General features: G+C 65.0%; 20 protein-coding genes. 8 read left to right on the plus strand and 12 right to left on the minus strand.

The annotated features are described in order from the left end of the window. Nucleotides 1–8: 8 nt before the first annotated feature. Genes AB0L82_RS38870 through AB0L82_RS38880 form a run of 3 tightly spaced genes read right to left on the minus strand, consistent with a single transcriptional unit; the run spans nt 9 to nt 3,788 of the window. Entirely contained in the window at nt 9–1,484 is a 1,476-nt protein-coding gene (locus AB0L82_RS38870; RefSeq protein WP_364648736.1) for an AMP-binding protein, read from the minus strand. Next, entirely contained in the window at nt 1,477–2,319 is an 843-nt protein-coding gene (locus AB0L82_RS38875; protein WP_364648739.1) for an enoyl-CoA hydratase, read from the minus strand. Before AB0L82_RS38875 ends, AB0L82_RS38870 begins: the two co-directional genes overlap by 8 nt. Beyond that, nucleotides 2,316–3,788, minus strand: coding sequence for a carboxylesterase family protein (locus AB0L82_RS38880; RefSeq protein ID WP_364648742.1), 1,473 nt, complete (start codon nt 3,786–3,788; stop codon nt 2,316–2,318). Before AB0L82_RS38880 ends, AB0L82_RS38875 begins: the two co-directional genes overlap by 4 nt. A gap of 169 nt (nt 3,789–3,957) precedes the next feature. Between AB0L82_RS38880 and AB0L82_RS38885 the strand changes: the two genes are divergently transcribed. From AB0L82_RS38885 to AB0L82_RS38910, 6 genes are all read left to right on the plus strand, one after another. Continuing rightward, nucleotides 3,958–4,563, plus strand: a complete 606-nt coding sequence (locus tag AB0L82_RS38885) for a QsdR family transcriptional regulator (protein ID WP_364648745.1) — start codon at nt 3,958–3,960, stop codon at nt 4,561–4,563. Between the two features lie 78 nt (nt 4,564–4,641). Further along, nucleotides 4,642–5,505, plus strand: coding sequence for an SDR family NAD(P)-dependent oxidoreductase (locus tag AB0L82_RS38890; RefSeq protein ID WP_364648748.1), 864 nt, complete (start codon nt 4,642–4,644; stop codon nt 5,503–5,505). A 10-nt stretch (nt 5,506–5,515) separates the two neighbouring features. Beyond that, on the plus strand, nt 5,516–5,992 hold the full coding sequence (locus AB0L82_RS38895; protein ID WP_364648751.1) for a MerR family transcriptional regulator: 477 nt from the start codon (nt 5,516–5,518) through the stop codon (nt 5,990–5,992). A gap of 50 nt (nt 5,993–6,042) precedes the next feature. Then, nucleotides 6,043–6,708 carry a DMT family transporter gene (locus tag AB0L82_RS38900; RefSeq protein WP_364649127.1) on the plus strand — a complete coding sequence of 222 codons (666 nt, stop codon included), beginning with the start codon at nt 6,043–6,045 and terminating at the stop codon, nt 6,706–6,708. Next, nucleotides 6,708–7,211: a DMT family transporter gene (locus tag AB0L82_RS38905; protein WP_364648754.1), complete on the plus strand. Its 504-nt coding sequence runs from the start codon at nt 6,708–6,710 to the stop codon at nt 7,209–7,211. The genes AB0L82_RS38900 and AB0L82_RS38905 overlap by 1 nt, the downstream gene beginning before the upstream one ends. An 81-nt stretch (nt 7,212–7,292) precedes the next feature. Continuing rightward, the gene (locus tag AB0L82_RS38910) at nt 7,293–8,171 is read left to right on the plus strand and encodes a hypothetical protein (protein ID WP_364648757.1); all 879 of its coding nucleotides are present in this window, start codon (nt 7,293–7,295) and stop codon (nt 8,169–8,171) included. Nucleotide 8,172: 1 nt separating this feature from the next. Here AB0L82_RS38910 and AB0L82_RS38915 read toward each other — a convergent pair whose 3' ends face one another. The 3 genes from AB0L82_RS38915 to AB0L82_RS38925 form a co-directional block, all read right to left on the minus strand. Continuing rightward, nucleotides 8,173–9,657 carry an MFS transporter gene (locus AB0L82_RS38915; protein ID WP_364648760.1) on the minus strand — a complete coding sequence of 495 codons (1,485 nt, stop codon included), beginning with the start codon at nt 9,655–9,657 and terminating at the stop codon, nt 8,173–8,175. Nucleotides 9,658–9,771: 114 nt separating this feature from the next. Then, nucleotides 9,772–11,250, minus strand: coding sequence for a HAMP domain-containing sensor histidine kinase (locus AB0L82_RS38920; protein WP_364648763.1), 1,479 nt, complete (start codon nt 11,248–11,250; stop codon nt 9,772–9,774). Next, complete coding sequence (locus AB0L82_RS38925; RefSeq protein WP_364649130.1) at nt 11,247–11,948, minus strand: response regulator transcription factor; 702 nt, start codon at nt 11,946–11,948, stop codon at nt 11,247–11,249. The genes AB0L82_RS38920 and AB0L82_RS38925 overlap by 4 nt, the downstream gene beginning before the upstream one ends. A gap of 645 nt (nt 11,949–12,593) precedes the next feature. On the opposite strand from AB0L82_RS38925, the gene AB0L82_RS38930 reads away from it, so the two are divergent. Continuing rightward, entirely contained in the window at nt 12,594–12,935 is a 342-nt protein-coding gene (locus tag AB0L82_RS38930; protein WP_364648766.1) for a hypothetical protein, read from the plus strand. Between the two features lie 40 nt (nt 12,936–12,975). Here AB0L82_RS38930 and AB0L82_RS38935 read toward each other — a convergent pair whose 3' ends face one another. The 3 genes from AB0L82_RS38935 to AB0L82_RS38945 form a co-directional block, all read right to left on the minus strand. After that, entirely contained in the window at nt 12,976–13,899 is a 924-nt protein-coding gene (locus AB0L82_RS38935) for an Lrp/AsnC family transcriptional regulator (protein ID WP_364648769.1), read from the minus strand. A 436-nt stretch (nt 13,900–14,335) separates the two neighbouring features. After that, nucleotides 14,336–15,649: an ABC transporter permease gene (locus AB0L82_RS38940; RefSeq protein ID WP_364648772.1), complete on the minus strand. Its 1,314-nt coding sequence runs from the start codon at nt 15,647–15,649 to the stop codon at nt 14,336–14,338. Then, nucleotides 15,646–16,062 carry a hypothetical protein gene (locus AB0L82_RS38945; RefSeq protein ID WP_364648775.1) on the minus strand — a complete coding sequence of 139 codons (417 nt, stop codon included), beginning with the start codon at nt 16,060–16,062 and terminating at the stop codon, nt 15,646–15,648. Before AB0L82_RS38945 ends, AB0L82_RS38940 begins: the two co-directional genes overlap by 4 nt. A 138-nt stretch (nt 16,063–16,200) precedes the next feature. Between AB0L82_RS38945 and AB0L82_RS38950 the strand changes: the two genes are divergently transcribed. Next, a complete protein-coding gene (locus AB0L82_RS38950; protein ID WP_364648778.1) occupies nt 16,201–17,148 on the plus strand; it encodes a LysR family transcriptional regulator in 948 nt (315 codons plus the stop codon). A gap of 6 nt (nt 17,149–17,154) precedes the next feature. Here the strand turns inward: AB0L82_RS38950 and AB0L82_RS38955 are convergent, their stop codons facing one another. The 3 genes from AB0L82_RS38955 to AB0L82_RS38965 form a co-directional block, all read right to left on the minus strand. Further along, on the minus strand, nt 17,155–17,892 hold the full coding sequence (locus tag AB0L82_RS38955) for an alpha/beta hydrolase (RefSeq protein WP_364648781.1): 738 nt from the start codon (nt 17,890–17,892) through the stop codon (nt 17,155–17,157). A gap of 162 nt (nt 17,893–18,054) precedes the next feature. Next, nucleotides 18,055–18,468, minus strand: a complete 414-nt coding sequence (locus tag AB0L82_RS38960) for a VOC family protein (protein WP_364648784.1) — start codon at nt 18,466–18,468, stop codon at nt 18,055–18,057. Nucleotides 18,469–18,641: 173 nt separating this feature from the next. Continuing rightward, nucleotides 18,642–19,256, minus strand: coding sequence for a hypothetical protein (locus tag AB0L82_RS38965; RefSeq protein ID WP_364648787.1), 615 nt, complete (start codon nt 19,254–19,256; stop codon nt 18,642–18,644). Between the last annotated feature and the right edge of the window lie 85 nt (nt 19,257–19,341).

Below are 19,341 nucleotides of genomic sequence, written 5' to 3' on the forward strand. Positions count from 1 at the left end.
CCTCCAGGTCAACCCGGGCTGTTGCTCCCTTCGAATCTTGCCGCCAAATCCGCGAGCAACGAGGCGCGGCGCACCTTGCCCGCGTCGTCGCGCAGGGCGACGGTCGTGTACTCGAAGGTGCGGGGAATCTTGTAGCGGACCAACCGTTGGGCGATGAAAGCCCCGAGTTCGTCGTCCGTGAGCGCGGCCGAGGTCTCGATGACCGCGTGCACGCGGTGGCCGAGGTCTTCGTCCGGTACGCCGAGCACGACCGCGCCGGTGACCTGTGGGTGTTCGGTCAGCGCGGCCTCCACCTCCGCGGGGTAGACGTTGGCGCCGCCGGTGATGATCAGGTCGGCTCGGCGGTCGTCGATGTAGAGGTAGCCGTCCCGGTCTTGGCGTCCGAGGTCGCCGACCGCCTCCCAGCCGTCGATCACGCGGGGTATGGCGCCGACGTAATGGTATGTGGGGGTGTCGTTTTCGGGGCGGACCAGGATGTCACCTGTCTCACCGGGCGGCAGTTCGGAACCGTCCGGTGCGGCGATGCGCACTTGGCCCCACAGTGGCAGGCCCACCGAGCCCGGGTGGCGCAGCCAGTCGGTGCCGTCGATATGGGTCATCATCGTGCCCTCGGTGGTGGCATACATTTCGTGCAGTGCGGGCGCGCCGACCAGGTCGATCCATGCGCGTTTGAGCCATTGCGGGCACGCTGCCGCGCCGTGCCAGACCGATCGCAGCGAGGTGATGTCGTATTCGTCTGGGCTGCTGCGTAATTCACGGATCAGGCGGCTCATCATGGTGGGCACCAGGCTGATCCACGACGCCCGAACCAGAGCGATGGACCGCAGCACCGCGACGGTGTCGAAGCGCGGCAACACCACCAGATGCTGTCCGGCCAGCAGTCCGTAGATCGAGAAGTTGAACGGCGCGTTGTGATAAAGCGGACCGCACACCAGCTGGGTGTCCCCGTCGCGCTGATCCAGGACGGATGCGGTCCGTTCCACATCGAGCTCACCGGGCTGAGCCGAGACGATCAGCTTGGGCCGCCCGGTGCTGCCACCGGAAGTCGGGGCCTTCCACGAGGGTGCGACCGCCGTCGGCGTGATCGGGGTATCGGGCACCGTGGACGGGGGAGTGAATCCGGCGGGGAGCCACCGTATCGACGGGTCCTCGGGTTGCACCCCGATCACCAGAACCGGTTGCGCCAGTGCGAGAATCGCCTCGCGCTCGGGCCCGGGCAACGCACTCGACATCGGCTGCGGCACCGCACCGATCTTCCACAGCGCGAACACCGCGATATAGAACTCGGCCCCATTGGGTAGCGCGACCGTGACCATATCCCCGGCACGCACCCCGAAGTCGCGGTACACACGCGCCAGGCGATTGGCCGCGCCATCGAGTTCGGCGCGGGTATAGGTGCGCCCGGGATCGGTGATGGCGGGCCGCTCGGGCGCGCGGGCGGCCAGATCCGTGAGCAGCTGCCCGAGCGGAATCGCCTCAGCCACGGAGAAACCTCTCCACGAACGCGGGTTCGACGACCAACCCGTGCACCTGCATATTGTGGCTGTGCGCGAGCTGGTGCAGCGCGAAGGCGTTGCGAATGGCCTCGGGTCGTCCGGCGGCGTCCTGCGCGGCGTTCACCGATTGCTTGGCCAGTTTCAATGCGAAAGGCGGTTGCTTGGCGATATGAGCAGCCAATTCCAATGTCGCACTTGTGAGTTCGGCACGTGACACCACCTTGTTGACCATGCCGACTCGTTCGGCCTCGGACGCAGTCATGGCGCGCGAGGTGAACAGCAGCTCCTTGGCCTTGCGGACACCGAATTCATAAGGGTGGTTGAAGAATTCGACCGCGTTTACGCCCATCGCCACCACATTGTCGATGAATTCCGCATCATCCGCGGCCACGATCAGATCGCACGGCCACGCCAGCATGAGCCCGCCGGAGATGACTTTGCCGTGCACCTCGGCAATGGTCGGCTTCGGGATATTGCGCCAGCGTTCGCTGAATCCGAGATAGATCTCCTCCTCGCGCGCCATTACCCCGGCCGCGCCGGGCTCAGTGAATCCGCCTCCGCCGCCGACGGTTTCGAAGCGCTCGTGCGCGGTCAGCGGATCGGGTTCGCGCATATCGTGACCAGCGGAGAAGTGCGGGCCGTTGGCGGCGAGCACGATCACCACGATATCGTCATCGTGCGCGGCGCGGTCGAAAGCGGCGTTGAGGGCGTAGAGCAGTTCGGTGTCCTGGGCATTGCGCCGATCAGGGCGGTTCAGGACGATGCGGGCGACTTTCGGGATCGGTACTTCGTAGGTGACCGGTTCGGTGATGCTGATCGTCATCGCTTGCCCTCCCAGAGGATTCGTTCGTGTCCCGCCGGATCGTTTGCGACGGTGACGGTTTCGGAAATGAGCCCGGTGGTGCGGGCGTCGGTGTCGTAAGGTGCCCAGCCGGGATCGCCGTGGGTGATGAACTCGACCCAGATGCGATGGTTGGTGTCGGCGACCGCTTGTGGCGGGTCGTCACCGATGCGGGCGCTCAAGCCCGGCGCGGCGAGGGTGTCGAATGCGAAGGGGATATCGACCGCGTGGCCGGAACCCAGTGTCGGAGAAGCCCATTCGAATCGGTACAGCCAGGTACTGCCGGGCTCCCGGGCCTCGGCGACTCGAACGGAGGGGATGCGGAAGTACCAGTCGGACACGATCGCGGATATCAATTCACCGGCGGTGGCATCGAGCCGATCGCGACGGTACGCGGCCAAGGTCTCTTCCGCCGGAAGTCCGTACCCCTCGATGGTCGCTGTCAGTGCGACCTCGTCGAGCACCGCCAGCGCTCCGGACGCGACCAGAATCGCGCGAGCCTCGTCCGCCGTGGTCCCGATGAGCAGCCGCACCCCGGTGCGCTCGGCGAGGCCCTCGAGTGTGGGTCGGGGCAGCACCGTCCCGTCGACGGTTGGTGCGTAGGGCTGCTGTGTCATCGCGAGCGCACCCCATTTGCCCGGGTCCGGTGCGGTCTGAATCTCGGTGATGACCGTCCGGCACGCCTCGGCGAGCACCTGCGGATCCACCGCGGCGAAGGCTTCGCGTTTCGGTTCGATACCGAGCAGGCGGGCCAACTCCCGCGCGACCGTCAGTGATTGTTCCGGCGGCAGATAGTGATGCGCCCCGCCACTCTGCGAAATCGCTTGCTGGAAAAGCCCTTCCGCGTCCGGGGCGGCCAGCAGTGTGTTCACGCTCCACGCGCCCGCGGATTGCCCGGCCACCGTCACCCGATCGGGATCACCGCCGAATGCGGCGATATTGTCGCGCACCCAGCGCAGCGCCGCGATCTGATCGAGGATGCCGAGGTTGGCCACCTCGTCCCCGGTGTACAGGAACCCCTCCGCGCCGAGCCGATAGTTGATCACCACGGTGACCACGCCGTCCCGGGCGAAGGCCGAACCATCGTATTCCGCAAGCGAATTCGAGCCGTTGGTGAACGCGCCACCGTGAATCCACACCAGAACCGGTAACCGATGGGCGTCGATGCGGGTGTGCACGTTGAGGTTCAGGCATTCGGTGCCCGCGATGGTCACCTCGGGGTAGTACGGCACGTACATAGCGATGTAGTCCGCTTTGGGCACCGTTGCCCCGTACTGCCGGGCATCGCGGACGCCCTGCCAGTGCGGTGCCGGAGTCGGCGGGCGCAGGCGGTTCGCGCCGAAAGGTGCGGCCGCGTACGGGATGCCCAGGAATTCGAGCAGGTCACCCCGCTGTCGCCCGCGCACCGTTCCTTCTCGGACGATCACCGTATCGGTCACCGTGCTGCCCATTGCGGCCTCCTCGCCTGCAAGGTCACTCGAATACCGCGGTACCGCAACATGATCGCGCCACCGGTCGAGTGTGAAACATTTTGTTGAGATGTTGCATGAGCCTAGACCTCATGCAACATCTCGGCAAGATGTTGCACAAAGGAAATGTCCGGCACGATATGCTGCATCGGTGGCATCGACACCGCTGGAACGACAACTGGCCTCGGACTCGACCCCGCGCCGCCCGACCGCCCTGGACGCGTTCGCCCTGGCACGGTCCGATTTCCTGGCCGGGGACCGCATCGACATCGGCTCGATCGCGCAGCGCCTGGGCGTCAACCGGGTCACCCTCTACCGCTGGGTCGGCACCCGCGAACAACTGATCATCGAGGTCGTCTGGTGGTTGACCGAACGCACCCTCGACCAAGGCTGGCAAATCGTCGAATCCACCCCCGGCCCAAGGGTTCCCGCTCTCCTGGGTCACCTACTGCATGCCATTTGGGATCAACCCGGCTCCCGCCGCTCCATCGAGCGCGATAACGCCATGTACATGACCCTGCTGACCGTGGCCTCGCACGGCTTCCAGCCCCGCATGCTCGCCTACGTCCGCGCCAAACTCGCCGCCGATCTCGAAACCGGCCGCATTCACACCACTCTCGACCTGGACGACCTGTCCTACACGGTCCTGCGCGTCGCGGAGTCCTTCCACTACATGCCCACCATCATCGGCGAACCCGCCGACCCCGACCGAGCTGTCCGCGTATTGACCGCGATCCTCGGGCCGAATCCCGCCTAGCGCCGACGACATTCGTTCCGGTCGGAGTCACCGTCCACGCTTGCGTTCGAGCGCGCTCGAAACCATATCGTCGCCGCCATGACTACCGATGCAACCCAGACCTGGATCATCACCGGCGCTTCGAAGGGTTTCGGGCGCGCGCTCGCGGAGGCGGCGCTCGCAACGGGTGACAATGTCGTTGCGGCGGTGCGCAATCCGGACAGCGTGGCCGTTCTGGCGGCCGAATATCCCGACAGCTGTCTCGTCGCTCGCTTCGACGCACGTGATACGCACGCAGCGGCCGGATTGGTGAGCACCACCCTCGACCGGTTCGGGCATCTCGACGTGCTCGTGAACAATGCCGGCCGCGCGGTGATCGGCGCGGTCGAAGAGGTCGGCGACGCACAGTTGCGAGACCTGATGGACCTGCACCTGTTCGGCCCGGCGGCGCTCGTTCGCGCCGCCCTGCCCGCGATGCGCGACCAGCGCAGCGGCACCATCGTGCAGATGAGCAGCCAGGGCGGGCGGGTGGCTTTTCCCGGTGTATCCGCTTACTGCGCATCGAAGTTCGCACTCGAGGGCTGGTCGGAATCGCTCGCGGCCGAGGTCGCGCCGTTCGGGGTGCGGGTGCTGCTCGTCGAGCCCAGCCGATTCCGCACCGCGTTCAACGCCGAACTCGAATTCAGCGCGATCTCGGACAGTTACCGTGACACCCTCGCCCCGCTGCGCGCCGATATGGCGGGCGCCGACGGTGTGCAGGAAGGCGACCCGGTGCGCGCGGCCGGGATCATCGTGCGCCTCGCGCACAGCGACAACGTCCCACTGCGCCTGCCACTCGGTCAGGAGGCGGTCGACCGGCTCTCCGGGGTCTACCGTCGTGGCTTGGTGGAGGTCGAGCGCTGGGCCGAGATCGCCCGCAGCGCCGATTTCGACGACGCCGTTACCGCGGTTCGCCCTGTTTAGGCTGGATGGCATGGCGACGGACGAATTGATGGAACGGGCGTTGGCGATGCTGGGCGACGCGGACGACGACCTGGCCTCGATCGAGGTGATTCACCGCCTGTCCACCGCCACCGACATCGAGGCGCCGATGTCCATCGCCGATGTCGCGGACCTGCTCGACATCTCGCCCCACACCCTGCGGTACTACGAGCGGGTGGGGCTGGTCGACGTCGGCCGCGACATCAGCGGTTACCGCGTGTACGATGCGGATTCGGTGCGGCGGTTGGTGTTCCTGACTCGAATGCGGTTGTCCGGCATGCCGATGCGCGATCTTCAGCACTACATCGAGCTCGTCGACGCGGGCGAGGATACCGTGCCCGAACGGCTCGACATGCTGATCGAGCACCGTGACATGATCCGCCGCCGCATTCGCGAGCTGACCCTGTCGCTCGCCGCGACGGAGTACAAGATCGCCACCTACGGCGGCCGTACCGGCCCGGACGCATAGCTCGAACATCATCCTCCACATGCGGAAACCAGGTCCTGCCGCTATTGATCGTGCCGCTATATAACGGTACATTCGATGAGTCAGGTTACCGGTATCGGCGAGGGATCGAAGATCGGCGCACAGCCGCAGCGATCCAGCTCTGTCGCTGCTCGGGCGTAGTCACGCAACATCTTCGATCGAAAGACGTACTTGCGATGGTCGCAGTCACGCTTGGGTTCGTATTCCTATTCATCGCGATCGCCGGCGGGCTCAGATCCGTCGAGGTCGGTCTACAGAACACCCAGAAGATCTACATACACAATCCGTGGTTGTGCGCGGTGATCTCGTATGCCGTTGCGCTGATCGGTTTTTCGATCTTTCTGGCAGTAGCCGCGGTGGTATCCGACCCGCCCTGGCCGACGTGGGCCGATGTGCGAAACATGCCGTGGTGGGCGCCATTCGGCGGTCTCGTGGGCGGCGTGGCCGTGGTCGGCATGATCACCGTGGCGAGATACGTCGGTATCGCGACCTTCAACGCGGTCGTCATCACGAGTGAAATGCTGGTCGCGCTCGTGATGGACGATCTCGGCCTGATGGGTTTCGCGGCTCGGGAAGTGACTCCGCTGCGCCTGGTGGCCGCCGGATTGATCACCGGCGCAGTCGTTCTCATGGCGCGCAGCTCCACCAAGCCGGTCTCGGTACCCGAACGCGACGCGATCCTGGAAGAGGCTCTCTGATGGCTACTCTCCTCGGCGAAACCCGCTCGAAGTTGTCCCGCTCGATGCTCGCGTTGGTCTTCGCATTCATGCTGCTCGGCGGCGCGCTGCGATCGGTCGAGGCGGGCTGTCAGAACTCACTCAAACTCGCCCTGAAGAACGTATGGCTGTGCGGGGTCATCTCCTACGCGGTCGCCCTGGCCGGTGTCGGACTCATTCTCGTTGTCACACTGGCATTTTCGTCACGGCGTTCCTGGCCGACATGGGCAGATGTGAAGCTCATGCCGAAGTGGGCCCCGTTCGGTGGCCTCACCGGAGGCGCGGCGATCTTCGCCATGATCACCGTCGCCTCCAGCGTCGGAGTCAGCACATTCAACGCCGTGATCATCGCCGGACAGATGTTCGTTGCCGCGGCGATGGACCACTACGGGGTGATGGGTTTCCCACGCCGCGAGATGGACACGCAGCGCTTCGTCGCCATCGCGATGATCATCGCGGGGTCCTACCTGATGGCCAAGTACTGACCGAACCCGCCGAACCCGACCACCGCTCATGGGAATACATCCCGCGCCGATGTGGAGACATCGTGCAGCACAGTGACACCCATGGGCGGAGAATTGGATGCCGCATGGCGCGCGGTGCGTGATCTGCTCGGCACCATGGCCAAGGACACCTCCGACGTGGCCGCCGCCCTGCCCTCGCGAGCCGCGCACGGCATCAGCGGGGGCGTGCGGCGAACGCTCGAGACCGAGGCCGCCTCGACAAGGACCGTGGCCGATGCGTCGCCGGCCCTGAGCGACGGGATCGCCACCGGCGCAGCATCTCCCGCCTATGTCCGCGGCCGTGACCTCATCGATGAGGCGGACTACAGCGCACTGCGCCGATCCGGGGGAATCGATTCGCTGGGGGCCTCGCCGACCTTCGAGAGAATTCAGCGATTGCAGGGCTTCGACGGCCGCGTCACCAGGGCCACCGCCCATGAGATAGACGCGGCGATCGCGTCCGGCGGCACCGAGCTGTTCCGCGGGTTCGAGGAGACGCGTTACCTCGACGCATTCGTATCGGGCCCGGTGCGGCCGGGCGGCGGCACCACCGGATCCGGTACCTATGCCTCACCGCTCGAGCGCATCGCCCTGCACTACACCGATCCCGCCCGTACTCAGGACCTGGCCGCCCAGCAGGCCAAGGTGCTGCGGATGGCGCTGCGCCCCGATGCCAGGACGATCACCCTCAGTGCGCTCGAGAACGACCGCGGTCGCACCCTCGTGCAGGTTCATCGGGAGCTGGGCGCGCTGCGCAATATCGCACGCCCGACAGCTGCCGAATCAGCGCGCTACAACGCACTATTGGACCAGGAGTTGGTCCTGGCCGATATCGGCCAGTACGGCGCGTTGCGCGGCTGGGATGCCATCGATGGATCGGCCATCTGGCGGAACAAGGAGTGGTCGGTGCTCAACCCGACCGCCCTGCTGGTCCAGCGGTGAGCTACTCGGCCGGGGTGTGGGTGGGTTCGGAGATCGCGGCAGACAGGGGCGGGGCGATGTCCTCGAGTGAGCGGCCTTCGGCGTCGACGGCCAGGCGGTAGGCGATCACGCCGCCCGCGATCATGACCGTCGCGCCGACCAGGTAACCGAGGAACAGGCCCAGGGGATAGGTACCGTCGCCTATCAAGGCTCCGTAGATGACCGGGCCGAGCGCGCCGAAACACTGTGCGATGGCGAAGAATACGGCGATCGCCTTGGCTCGGACCTCGAGGGGGAAGATCTCGCTGACGGTGAGGTAGGCGGCGCTGGCTCCGGCGGAGGCGAAGAAGAAGATGACGCACCAGCAGATGGTTTGGGTGATGGCGTTCAGGGCTCCGCTGTAGAACAGGCAGGCCGAGAGGGCTAGCAGGGCACCGGAGCCGATATAGGTGCCCGCGATCATGACGCGGCGGCCTACGGTGTCGAAGAAGCGGCCGATAGTCAAGGGGCCCAGCAGATTTCCGATGGCGAAGGCGATCAGGTAGAGCGGGGTGGCGGCAGAGGGGACGTCGTAGAACTTGCCGAGCACGAGGGTGTAGGTGAAGAAGATCGCGTTGTAGAGGAATGACTGGCTGATCATCAGGCTCGCGCCGAGAATCGCCCGAGAGGGATAGTCGCGGAACAGGATTCGCGTCAGCGCTCGATAACCGATCTGGTCGGCGGGCTTGACCATCATGGCCTTGGATTCATCCAGCGGCGGCAAATCGACCCCGCAAGCCCGCACCTCGTCCTCGATGGCCCGGATCGATTCCTCGGCGTCGTCGGCCCGGCCCTGCATGATCTGCCAGCGCGGGCTCTCCGGAAGATTGCGCCGCACCAGCACGATCACCAGGCCCAGCACCGGACCGATCAGGAAACCGAGCCGCCAGCCCAGGTCCAGACTCACGTGATTGAGCAGGATGTACGCGCCCAAGGTGCCCAGAATCGCACCGGCCCAATAGGTTCCGTTCACCGCGATATCCACCCGGCCGCGATACTGCGCCGGAATCAGCTCATCGATGGCGGAATTGATCGCCGCGTACTCGCCGCCGATACCCATGCCCGCGATGAATCGGGTCAGGTACAGGAACACCAGCCAGCCCGGGCCACTGCCGAGGGTGAAGGCGGTAAGCCCGCTGCCGATCAGGTACACACCGAGCGTGATGACGAACAACTTGCGTCGCCCCAGCCGATCGGACAGGTTCCCGAATACCAGTGCGCCGACCACCTCCCCGGCGAGGTAGACGGTCGCCAGAAACCCCACTGCCGTCGAAGATAGTTGCAGCGCTTCGGGTTTGGTGAGCGTATCCGCGACCGCGCTGGCGACGGTAATCTCCAGCCCATCGAGAATCCATGCCACGCCCAGCGCGATGACCATTCGGGTGTGAAACCGCGACCACGGTAACCGATCGATCCGCGCGGGAATCAAGGTCCGCACCCCACCGGCAGCGCCGGTCACCTCCGCCATGACGACTCCTGTGTCCGACCAATGCGGAAGGAACCCTAGCGACGGAACGTCCGGCCCGTCAGCGCTGGGAACGCGATCGGCAGCCGTGCCCGGTCGATCACGTGGATGTGGTTGTCACGGTGCGAGTTCGGCCAGTATGCGAAAGCGTGTTCCCACGCCGGGCGCGGTGATGAGCTGGATTTGCGCGCCGTGGGCGGCGAGGATGGCGCTGACGATGGCCAGACCGAGGCCGGAACCGCCTGTGCGGGAGCGGGATTCGTCGGCGCGGTAGAAGCGGTCGAAGACGTGCGGAGCCTTGTCAGGCGCGATACCCGGTCCGTTGTCACGGATTTCGATGATCGCGAGATTGCCTGACTCGGGCATGGCGGCACCGGCTCGGGCGATGACGTCCGTGGTCGAGGGCGCGGGTCCGCGCGAGATGGTGAGGTCGACGGCGGAATCGGCGGGGGTGTGGGTGAGGGAGTTGCCGATCAGGTTGGTCAGGACCTGCCGTAATCGATGCTCGTCACCGTAGGTGTGGACGGGCTCCGCCGGAATATGCAGCCGCACAACGCGTTCGGGAGTACGGGCAACCGCATCATGCACGACGTCATCGGCGATGGCGGTCAGATCGACCTTGGTCATATCCATCGGGCGCTCCTCGTCGAGGCGCGCGAGCAGCAGCAGGTCATCGACGAGCAGGCCCATGCGGACGGCTTCGTCCTCGATGCGGCGCATCATGCGCTCGACCTCGTCGGCAGGTTGCGGGCCGCTGAATCGATATAGTTCGGCGTAGCCGCGAATCGAGGTGAGCGGGGTGCGCAACTCATGCGAGGCGTCGGCGATGAACAGCCGCATTCGCGCCTCGGACTCCTCCAGACGATGCAGGGCGGACGACAGGCGTTGGACCATGATGTTGAACGCGGTACCGAGGCGCCCTACTTCGGTATACGAATTGGTTTGCGCTACACGACGATCCAACTCCCCGGCGGCAATCGCCTGCGCGGTGTGCTCGATGCGGGTCAGCGGGCGCAGGCCGACGCGGACCAGCCAGGTCGCGACCACGCCGAGGATTGCCAGCAGGCCGATTCCGGCGGCGATCTCGATCGTGCGGAGCTGACTGAGGGTGGCGTCGTAGGTATCCAGTGACATGCTGACCGCGACGGTGCCGCCATTGGGCTCGAACTGATTCGGCGGTTGATAGGCCGTTCGCACGCGCCACTGGACGCTGCCGTCATGGGCGGGGACGGTGATCGCACGCGTGCCTCGCGCTCGCACGGCGGCGGCATCCATCGCCGGCAGTTCCGGTGGAGATACCGAGCTACCGATTCGAATGGTGGGTTCACCGTTGATATCGAAGAACAACACCCGAAATGGCGAGGGCACCTGATCCTCGGCCGTACTGTCGGCGGGCCGCGGCGGCGGCGGAGGCCGATTGACCGAAGTCATATCGGCCACCACGGTATTGAGCTGTGCGTCGATGCGCGCGAGCTCGGCCCGATCCAGCATCGAGACCGCGAGAATTCCGAAGGCCACCATTCCCACCGCGGTAATGGTCAGCGCCGCCACCAGCACGCGGGTACGCAGCGTCCAACTGCGGTGCAACCGAATCACGAATTCTCACCGGGCAGACGCAGCGAATACCCCACACCCCGAACCGTATGAATCAATGCCGGACCGTGCGCGTCTACCTTGCGCCGCAATTGGCTGATGAACGTTTCGACCACCCGATCCCCCCGCCCGTCCGCCGAATCCCACACCTGATCCACAATCTGCCGCTTACTGACCACCTTCCCGGCATTGGTCATCAAATAGCGCAGCAAATTGAACTCGGTGGCCGAGAGCCACAGCCCCACGCCACCGCGAGTCACGCTGTGCGCGTCCGCATTCAATTCCAGATCGGCGAACCGCAATGTCACCTCCGCATCCTGCGGCACCACCGTGCGCCGCAGGATCGCGTGCAACCGCAACACCACCTCTTCGAGGCTGAACGGTTTGGTGACGTAATCGTCCCCACCCGCGGTCAACCCCTCGATCCGATCCTTGACCGCATCCCGCGCGGTCAGAAACAGCACCGGCACATCATTGCCCGCTCCCCGCAACCGCCGAGCCACGGTGTACCCGTCCATGTCGGGCAGCATTACGTCCAACACGACGATATCGGGCGTTGCCGCCGCCGCTGCGGCCAGCGCTTCCACCCCAGTTGCCGCCACGGTCACCGAAAAGCCACTCGCCCGCAACGCGGCCCCGAGCAGATCCCGAATATTCGGTTCATCGTCGACAACAAGAACCCGCATGCTCGAAGACGTCATCCGGTCAGCCACGATTCCCACAATAGGCCCAGCCCACCACCCATTCCTGGCACCCGCCGACTCCGAAACCGTCACCTTCCCAGCCAATTCACAGCCTCGCCCGCGGCGCGCCAGAGGTTTCCACAGGCTCGCCGAACGGGCACGCGCACGCCCGTGCAAGTGTTCCGCACTCAGGAGCTCGTCGCCCTGATCGCCGACAACGACTACGAGATGCCCTGGGCGACCGCAAGTTCGAGGCCCTCGACCGCAACCGAGCCGATAACGAATGGTGCGAGGGCACGTGGACGATCATCACCCGCGCCGGCGTGGACCACCCCGCATGCGCAGCGGCGGTGGTGACGTCCCGGAGTCGACCGAAGGCGTTCGCGCGAGCGTGTTCTCCATCACGGTTTCGCCAGGTCGGGGCCATTGCCGCCTGCGCGGATGCCACCCTAAGTTACTGTTCCTTCGAGTTTTTGAAACCATATAGTTCCACAAAAGAGGGGTGTCTTCGGTGACCCAGCAGGCTCGGGCCATATTCCGCGTGACAGACTCGGACGAAGGCCGGATCGCGCGGTTAGCGGGCTCGAGCGCCGATCACCTTCGAGATCGCTGCTCCCGAGATACCCGGCGGCCCGAATTCCCCTGCGCCGCAGGGCGTGCGGCATGAGATTCGCGCACGCGCACCACGCGTTCCTCGCCCAGTGCCGGTATTACGCGGATATCGGCAAGTCTCTGGAATCCGCTGCGCTGGCGGTGATTACGGCCGAGACGGCCCAGTGGAGCCGCTATCCGGCGGTCCGCGCGGAAGCGCTGGCCCAATGTCGCCAAGCTCGACATGACCTGTCGCTCACCGACGCCGCGCTCAACGCCGCCGTGCGCGCCGGAGCCGATCTGACGAGCCGTCAGGTCAGCGTGTTCCACGATGCCGAGAACGCCGCGAGGCGTGAGGTGGCGTCATTGCGGCAGACACTCTCGAGTATCGAGATGTCCTTGCGCACAACTTGATCCCGATCCGCGATTCCCACTCGTTGCCCGTGAATCAGCGTCAGGCGGTGCGGACTCGGCTCCGTTTGAGTGTGCGCAGGTCGGTGCGGACATCGATCGAGTGCAGTCCGTCGATGCGGGCCAGTTCGTTGGTCAGGAGGTTGTAGAGGTGGTCGGTATCGCGGGCGGCGATGGTGGCGAAGATGGCGGTGGGTCCGGTTGTGGCGCAGACGTAATGGATTTCGCTCATGCGCGCCAGGGCATGTCCGGCGGCGTCGAGTTTGTCCAGGTCGACACCGGCCCACAGTGCGGCCGAGATGCGCAGACCGAGGCGGTTCTGATCCACCTCGAGGTCGAAACGCAGGACTCCGGCTTCGGTGAGGTCGATGATCCGTGTCGCCACGCGCGCCGGGGTGAGGTTGGTGACCCGTGCGAGGTGGCTGTACGAGGCGCGCGGGTCCTCGGCGAGCAGAGCGATCAGCCGCCGATCGTCCGCACTGAGGTCGGCGGCGTCGTGGTTCGGGGTATCCCCGTGCCGGTCGATGGCGAATAAGGGATCTGCTGCCTCGGTGAGTCGTTCGCGCTGAGTGGCGTCGAGGGTCCAGCCGAGATCGGGCCAGGTGGTGTGCAGCGGGAAGCGGCGCAGAACCTGGCGGGCATCCATCGATTCGACCAGGGAGGTGGAGCGGATGCGGTCGGTGAGCATGAGGTCGTTATCGGCGGCCGACTGCGGTTGATAGAGGCAGACGACATCGGCGGCGGTCATGCTGACCCAGCTCATATCGTCATGCTGCGCAAGCATTTCCGCGAGCTTGGTACCTTCGGAGCTGGGGGTGATTCGCAAAATCCATTCGTGCTGCCCTAGGGTGCGGTGATCCAAAGTGGCGGTGCATCGCAGGATGCCGTTGCGGACGAGAGTTTGGTATCGGCGTGCTGCGGTCTGTTCGGAGATTCCGGCGACCGTGGCCATGGCGGCGTAAGACATCCTGACATCACAACCAAGCATGTGGATGATCTGGAGTCTTTCGATCGTCTGACTGGAGGGCATGCCGGAAATCTACTCGATTGTTGGAGGTTTTAGTAGATTTTCTGCTAGAGCGACGGTTATCGCAGGAAGCTGCTACCGACCGACGGCCCCGGCACCCCGATGCCGTCCGTCAACATCACGATCGTGATTCTGACACTGCCCGAGATCCGGCGCGATTCGGACACGGGTCTCGCTGCGCTGCAACGGGTTCTGGACATACCGGATATGCCGCCTTGATCCGGATTCGACGAGTCTGGATGCAGTGGGTTGCTGTCGGGTTTGCGAGTTCGGCAGCCCCGCGGCCTCGCTGATGACGCCACCAAGCGCTTCCCCGCCCCACGACACCCGGGAGTTGGCCGGGAACTAAATGAAATGCTGTTCTGCACAATCGAATCTAGGAAGGTGACGCGGCCGTGGCATCCGTCATTTGACGTAGATCGGGGTCGTGATCACTGTCGGCTCGACTCGGCCGCCGGGTGAAAGCTGAGATCTGGTCGTAGCTAGTGGTGACGATCAGGCCGATGACGACACCGAGCAGGGCGCCGACACCGACGTGGATCCAGGCCGGGCGCAGTCCCGACAGGGGAAGCGAGTGGAGATAGAGGATCGAGCGCAACCCGGACACGATCGGTTGCATCGGTTCGAAATTCGCGATCACGCGGAAGAACGCGGGGGTGCCTTCGATGGGAATCGTGCCCGCCGAAGAGGTCATGGCCAGGGCGATGAAGAAGAACATATTGACCAGTGGGGCGAGTGATCCGAAGATCGCGAACACCGTCAGGGCGCTGAGCGCGACGGCGGCAATTGTGCTGGTGGAGAACAGGTATAGCTGCCAGGGGGAGGCGACCGGCATGTGCAGCACTTTGGTTGCCATCAACTGAATCAGTCCGGCGCTCAGGGGTGCCGCGATCAGCGCCACACACCATTTGACGACGAGCAGGTGGAGTCGGGACAGATGGGTGTACCGGCGGCGTTGCACCTTCGGGCCCAGCTCGCTCGGCTGAAAACCGCTGGCGGAGTCCACAATCGGATGAATTACCGAAGCACCGATGAAGCCGAGCAGAACCAGCACGACGGCGTAATAGAAGACGCTGGTCCCGAATCCGGTACGCGCGGGTAGCGGTGTCAGCGGTGCGGTCGCGATTGTGAATGGGGTGGCCAGCGCGGTAGCGGTGGCGGCGCTGATCGGCGCTTTGTACGTCGGCTCCACCATGCCCAGGTACGTGTTCACCGACGCGACCACCGGCGTGAGATAGCCGGTGAACAAACCGGTACTCATCGTCGCGGCGGCCGGATTGGTGTCGAGGTGGACCACCGCGTGAGTGGGCGGACCCGGCGCGCCGCTCACGAGCCGGGCGGTCTCGGCGTTGAAGTCGGCGGGTATGCGAACGGCTCCGAAGATCTTGCCGCCCGCCATCTGCTCGCGTTCCTCTTCGGGCGTCATCTCGATGAGGTCGATGGCCTCGCGGTCGACGTGCTGGGCGATGGCTTCACGGACCTGCTCGGCGGCATCGAAACCGGCGGTGGTCTGCGGTTCGACGACCAGGGCGACCGGTAGCCCACGCAGATTCGCGGACGGGTCGAGAGTCCCGCCGAGGTAGATCGCGGGCAGCGCCAGCGCCAGCAGCAGCATGACGAACAGCGGCGGGAGCCAGGTCGCGGGGTGACGGCCGAAGTCACGGGCGACCCGCATCGGGTTGGGGCTCACGCGGGGGAGGAAGTCGGTGCGGTCGAATCGCGCTGCGCGTCGATGCGACGACCGATCTCATCCCACGACAGGCGCATGTCATCCGCCGGCGCGGTGAAGAATACGAAGGTGGCGTCCCGCATGACCTTTCGCTTGCGCGCGACGGTCGAGCGGTGCGGTTCGGTGCGGGCGTAGGAGTAGATCGCGGCTTTGTCGTCCCAAGCCGAGTAGGTCCAGAAGACGCCTTTGAACATCTCGGCCTTCAGGGCCACACCGAGTACGCCCGGTGAGCGGCGGGCCTGCCACCACAGTGCGAGTGAGGACAGCAGGAAGCCGGGCGCGTTGCGCAGCGACTTGACCTCCAGGCGCGAGGCCATGCACTGCACCTCGGGGGTGCCGGGCGTGCCGATGGTCGACCACGGAAGCGTTGGCATTGACTGCTCTTTCGATCGGGCGGGCGGCGAACGCCTTCGCGGCGGTCGTCGATGATCTCAGCCTCGGTTCGCGGCGGGAATTGATCAACCGGGAAATGCGTATGATGCGATAAGCCGCCGTGATCGATGGGAAACTGCATGGACCTGCGCGATTTGGATTTGCGCGATATCGAGATTTTTCTGACGCTGTCGGCGGAGCTGCATTTCGGCCGGACCGCGGAGCGATTGCATCTTTCGCAGGCTCGGGTTAGTCAGGTGATCGGGAAATTGGAGCGCCGAATCGGCGGCAAACTCTTCGAACGGTCAAGTCGCACAGTGAGATTGACGCCGATCGGGGTGCGGCTGCGGGACGATTTGCAAACCAACTATCGGGATCTGCGCGCGAGTCTGGGGCGGGCGTCGCGTGCGACTCGCTACGGCGATGCGGGCATCCTGCGGCTGGGGCTCACCAGCAGCGATCTCGAACATGTGCGGCCGCTGCTGGACGCCTTCCAGTCCAAGTACCCCGATTGTCAGGTGCATCTCGAGCATATTCATTTCGGCAATCCCTTCGGCGCGCTGCGCGGGGACGAGATCGACGCATTGGTGAGCTGGCTGCCTATTCACGAACCCGATCTGGTGGTGGGGCCAACGCTCTATGAGGAGCCGTTCGTGCTGCTCGTCGGCTCGGATCATCCACTGGCACAGCGGGAATCGGCATCGTACGAGGATCTGGCCGATTACGGCGTCTTCGGTGTGCCGCCATCGGACCCGGACACGGCGCCCCCTGACTACTGGGCCGCGGCGGCCGTCCCGTTCTTTACCCCCAGCGGCAGGCCCATCGCCCGCACCGCGCACGCCGCCAACTTCCAGGACTTGATCCTGCTGGTGGCGGCGGGCAGGGCGATCACCCCGGTACATGGGCACGCCGCCCGGTATTACGGCAGACCCGATGTCGCCTATATCCCCATGCCCGATGTTCCGCCCGCACGCTGGGCGCTGGTCTGGCGGCGATCGGGCGAAACCGATCTCGTCAAGGATCTGGCCGAGGTGTTCGCCACCGGTTATGTTCCCGATTCCGAGGATCCGATCGCCGCAACAAGCTAGGCCCGGCTATTTCATTTCCGCCAGCCAGCGCGCGATCTGTTCGCACACCCACGGGGAGTCATCGAGTGGCAGGTCATGGCCCGCATCGGGATGCAGCGCCAAGCTCGCACCGAAGCGGGCGGCGATTCGCTCCGACATGTGATAGTCCACCAGTCGATCGCCGTTGGACGCAAGTACCAACAGCGGCAACGAGATTCGCGCGGGCAACCGGAACGTGGCAGCGGCGGCCACCTGCGCCAGCGCACTCGCGTTGAGCGGTGCGGCTTCCCGCTGATACTGCGCCCACGTCAGTGCCAGGTCAGCCAACTCCGCTTTCGGTCGATTACTGGACACCGCCAGCGCGGCGGCCTCATGCGCCTCCAGGGACCGGAACTGCTTACCCGCCACCAGCGACACCAGCCCGGTCTTCATCTGATGCGGCCGAAACACCGCCGGCGCACCGGTATTCACCACCACGCACCGCTGAAAATCCGCCGGATATCGCTCGACCCAATTCAGCGCCATCATCCCGCCGAGCGAAATCCCCAGCAGCGACCACTTCTCATCCCCGCGCTCGAACCGTCCCCGAATATCGTCGGTGATCGCCGACATCGACCGAGGCGAAACCCGCCCATTCTGCGTCCCGAACCCCGGTGGATCGATGGTCACCACGCGCACCCCCAACCGCGCCGCCAACTTCTCGTCGAACCCACCCCAATGCCGCTGATCCCGTGTAAGCCCCCGCAGCAGCAACCAATTCGTCATCGCATCCCTCCTCGCACCGCCATTTCGCGCAATCGTGCAGCCGCACACGGAAACGGTCAATGCCACGAGCTGCCATTCCCGCAGATCTGGGAAATTGCCCGGCCCTATGACACCGATGCATGCAGTCTGCCCAAACCCGCAGCTCGCGGCGGGTTTTCGAAGTTACTTCGGGGCGACGAGTTCCAGCGCGATGTTGTCCGGATCCCGGAACTCGAGGATATAGCTGACGCCGATGTCCTTGATGTCTTCGTGCGGCACACCGCAGGCGTCCAGATGCGCTGCGGCGGCCTTCAGTTCAGCCAGTGAGCTGACCGAGAACGCGAGGTGGTCCAGCCCGACGCGATTCTCGTCGAAGCGATCGGACGCCACCGGCCGCAGCCCGATCAGTCCGTGTTGCATCCGGTAGATCACCCCGCCATCGAGAAAGCTCAGCCGCTGCCGCAGTTCCGCATCGGCATCATCCGGAACCTCCAGCGCCACCGGCCATTCGAAGACTTTCTCGTAGAAGTCCCGCGATCGGTCGATATCGGACACCGTCAGCCGCAGGTGCGCGATGGATTCCGCGGATATAGCCATGCGACCGATGTTTGCACACCGTCGCCATACCCGCCGGTTCGAGGCCCACGGGCCCGGACGGGGTGTGACGGAGGGGTTCGGGGCTCCGTCACTCCCGCGATGAGATCGCGGCATCGTTGCCGCAAGATACCCTTGTCAGCCTCGAATCTGCTTGTCGATCAGAGAGATTGGGCTCAGGCCGGGTGGCTGGTCACGTTGGGTTGAATCGTTCCACCGTGCGCGAACACGATAGGGGCTATCAGCCCGCACGAGCCCTTGACGTTCTCGGGCGTGAACGTGACCAACGACTGAAATGCGCTGCCCCTGTTCACTTGCCAGCTCAGGGGGCTTGCCTGAGTGAGGGTGTACGAGCAGCTCGACGCGTTGACGGCGAGGCTCAGCGTGCCCACCGGCAGTGTTCCGGACACCGTCTCGCCGCCGGTCACGGTGAGTGTGGCCGGATGGACGGTGGCGGTCACTGTCGCGGATGGTCCGGACGGCAAGGTGCACTGCGAGAACGTGTACCCGGAGAAGGTACCGATCGCGCCCGCGGAATTGGTCACGTTGGGCATCGATCCACTGAATGATGCTGTAGCGCAAGACAGTACGTCCGCGTACCCGGCATTCTTGAACACCGGGTGGGGGCTGGAGCCGGTGAACGCACCGCCCGGTGCGGTACTGCCGGTGACGTTGTACAAATAGGTGGTCGCGGTTGCCGGTGTGGCTCCGGCCGCCACCATACCGGCGGTGGCGAGCGCGACGGCGGCGACCGAATAGGTACTACGGAATCGGCGCAGGTGAGAACGCACGATGTCTCCTAGGGTTCGAAATATTCAACGAACCCAACGGTAGTGTCGCACAACACATTTCGATGGTGGCGAATCCCGCCACAAT

The organism is Nocardia sp. NPDC052001, assembly GCF_040680615.1.
GTDB lineage: Bacteria > Actinomycetota > Actinomycetes > Mycobacteriales > Mycobacteriaceae > Nocardia.

Coding starts and splice junctions, on each gene's coding strand:
- AB0L82_RS38875 (WP_364648739.1), bottom strand. CDS start 2,319: ATGACGATCAGCATCACCGAACCGGTCACCTACGAAGTACCGATCCCG.
- AB0L82_RS38880 (WP_364648742.1), bottom strand. CDS start 3,788: ATGGGCAGCACGGTGACCGATACGGTGATCGTCCGAGAAGGAACGGTG.
- AB0L82_RS38890 (WP_364648748.1), top strand. CDS start 4,642: ATGACTACCGATGCAACCCAGACCTGGATCATCACCGGCGCTTCGAAG.
- AB0L82_RS38895 (WP_364648751.1), top strand. CDS start 5,516: ATGGCGACGGACGAATTGATGGAACGGGCGTTGGCGATGCTGGGCGAC.
- AB0L82_RS38905 (WP_364648754.1), top strand. CDS start 6,708: ATGGCTACTCTCCTCGGCGAAACCCGCTCGAAGTTGTCCCGCTCGATG.
- AB0L82_RS38910 (WP_364648757.1), top strand. CDS start 7,293: ATGGGCGGAGAATTGGATGCCGCATGGCGCGCGGTGCGTGATCTGCTC.
- AB0L82_RS38915 (WP_364648760.1), bottom strand. CDS start 9,657: ATGGCGGAGGTGACCGGCGCTGCCGGTGGGGTGCGGACCTTGATTCCC.
- AB0L82_RS38925 (WP_364649130.1), bottom strand. CDS start 11,948: ATGACGTCTTCGAGCATGCGGGTTCTTGTTGTCGACGATGAACCGAAT.
- AB0L82_RS38930 (WP_364648766.1), top strand. CDS start 12,594: ATGAGATTCGCGCACGCGCACCACGCGTTCCTCGCCCAGTGCCGGTAT.
- AB0L82_RS38935 (WP_364648769.1), bottom strand. CDS start 13,899: ATGTCTTACGCCGCCATGGCCACGGTCGCCGGAATCTCCGAACAGACC.
- AB0L82_RS38945 (WP_364648775.1), bottom strand. CDS start 16,062: ATGCCAACGCTTCCGTGGTCGACCATCGGCACGCCCGGCACCCCCGAG.
- AB0L82_RS38950 (WP_364648778.1), top strand. CDS start 16,201: ATGGACCTGCGCGATTTGGATTTGCGCGATATCGAGATTTTTCTGACG.
- AB0L82_RS38955 (WP_364648781.1), bottom strand. CDS start 17,892: ATGACGAATTGGTTGCTGCTGCGGGGGCTTACACGGGATCAGCGGCAT.
- AB0L82_RS38960 (WP_364648784.1), bottom strand. CDS start 18,468: ATGGCTATATCCGCGGAATCCATCGCGCACCTGCGGCTGACGGTGTCC.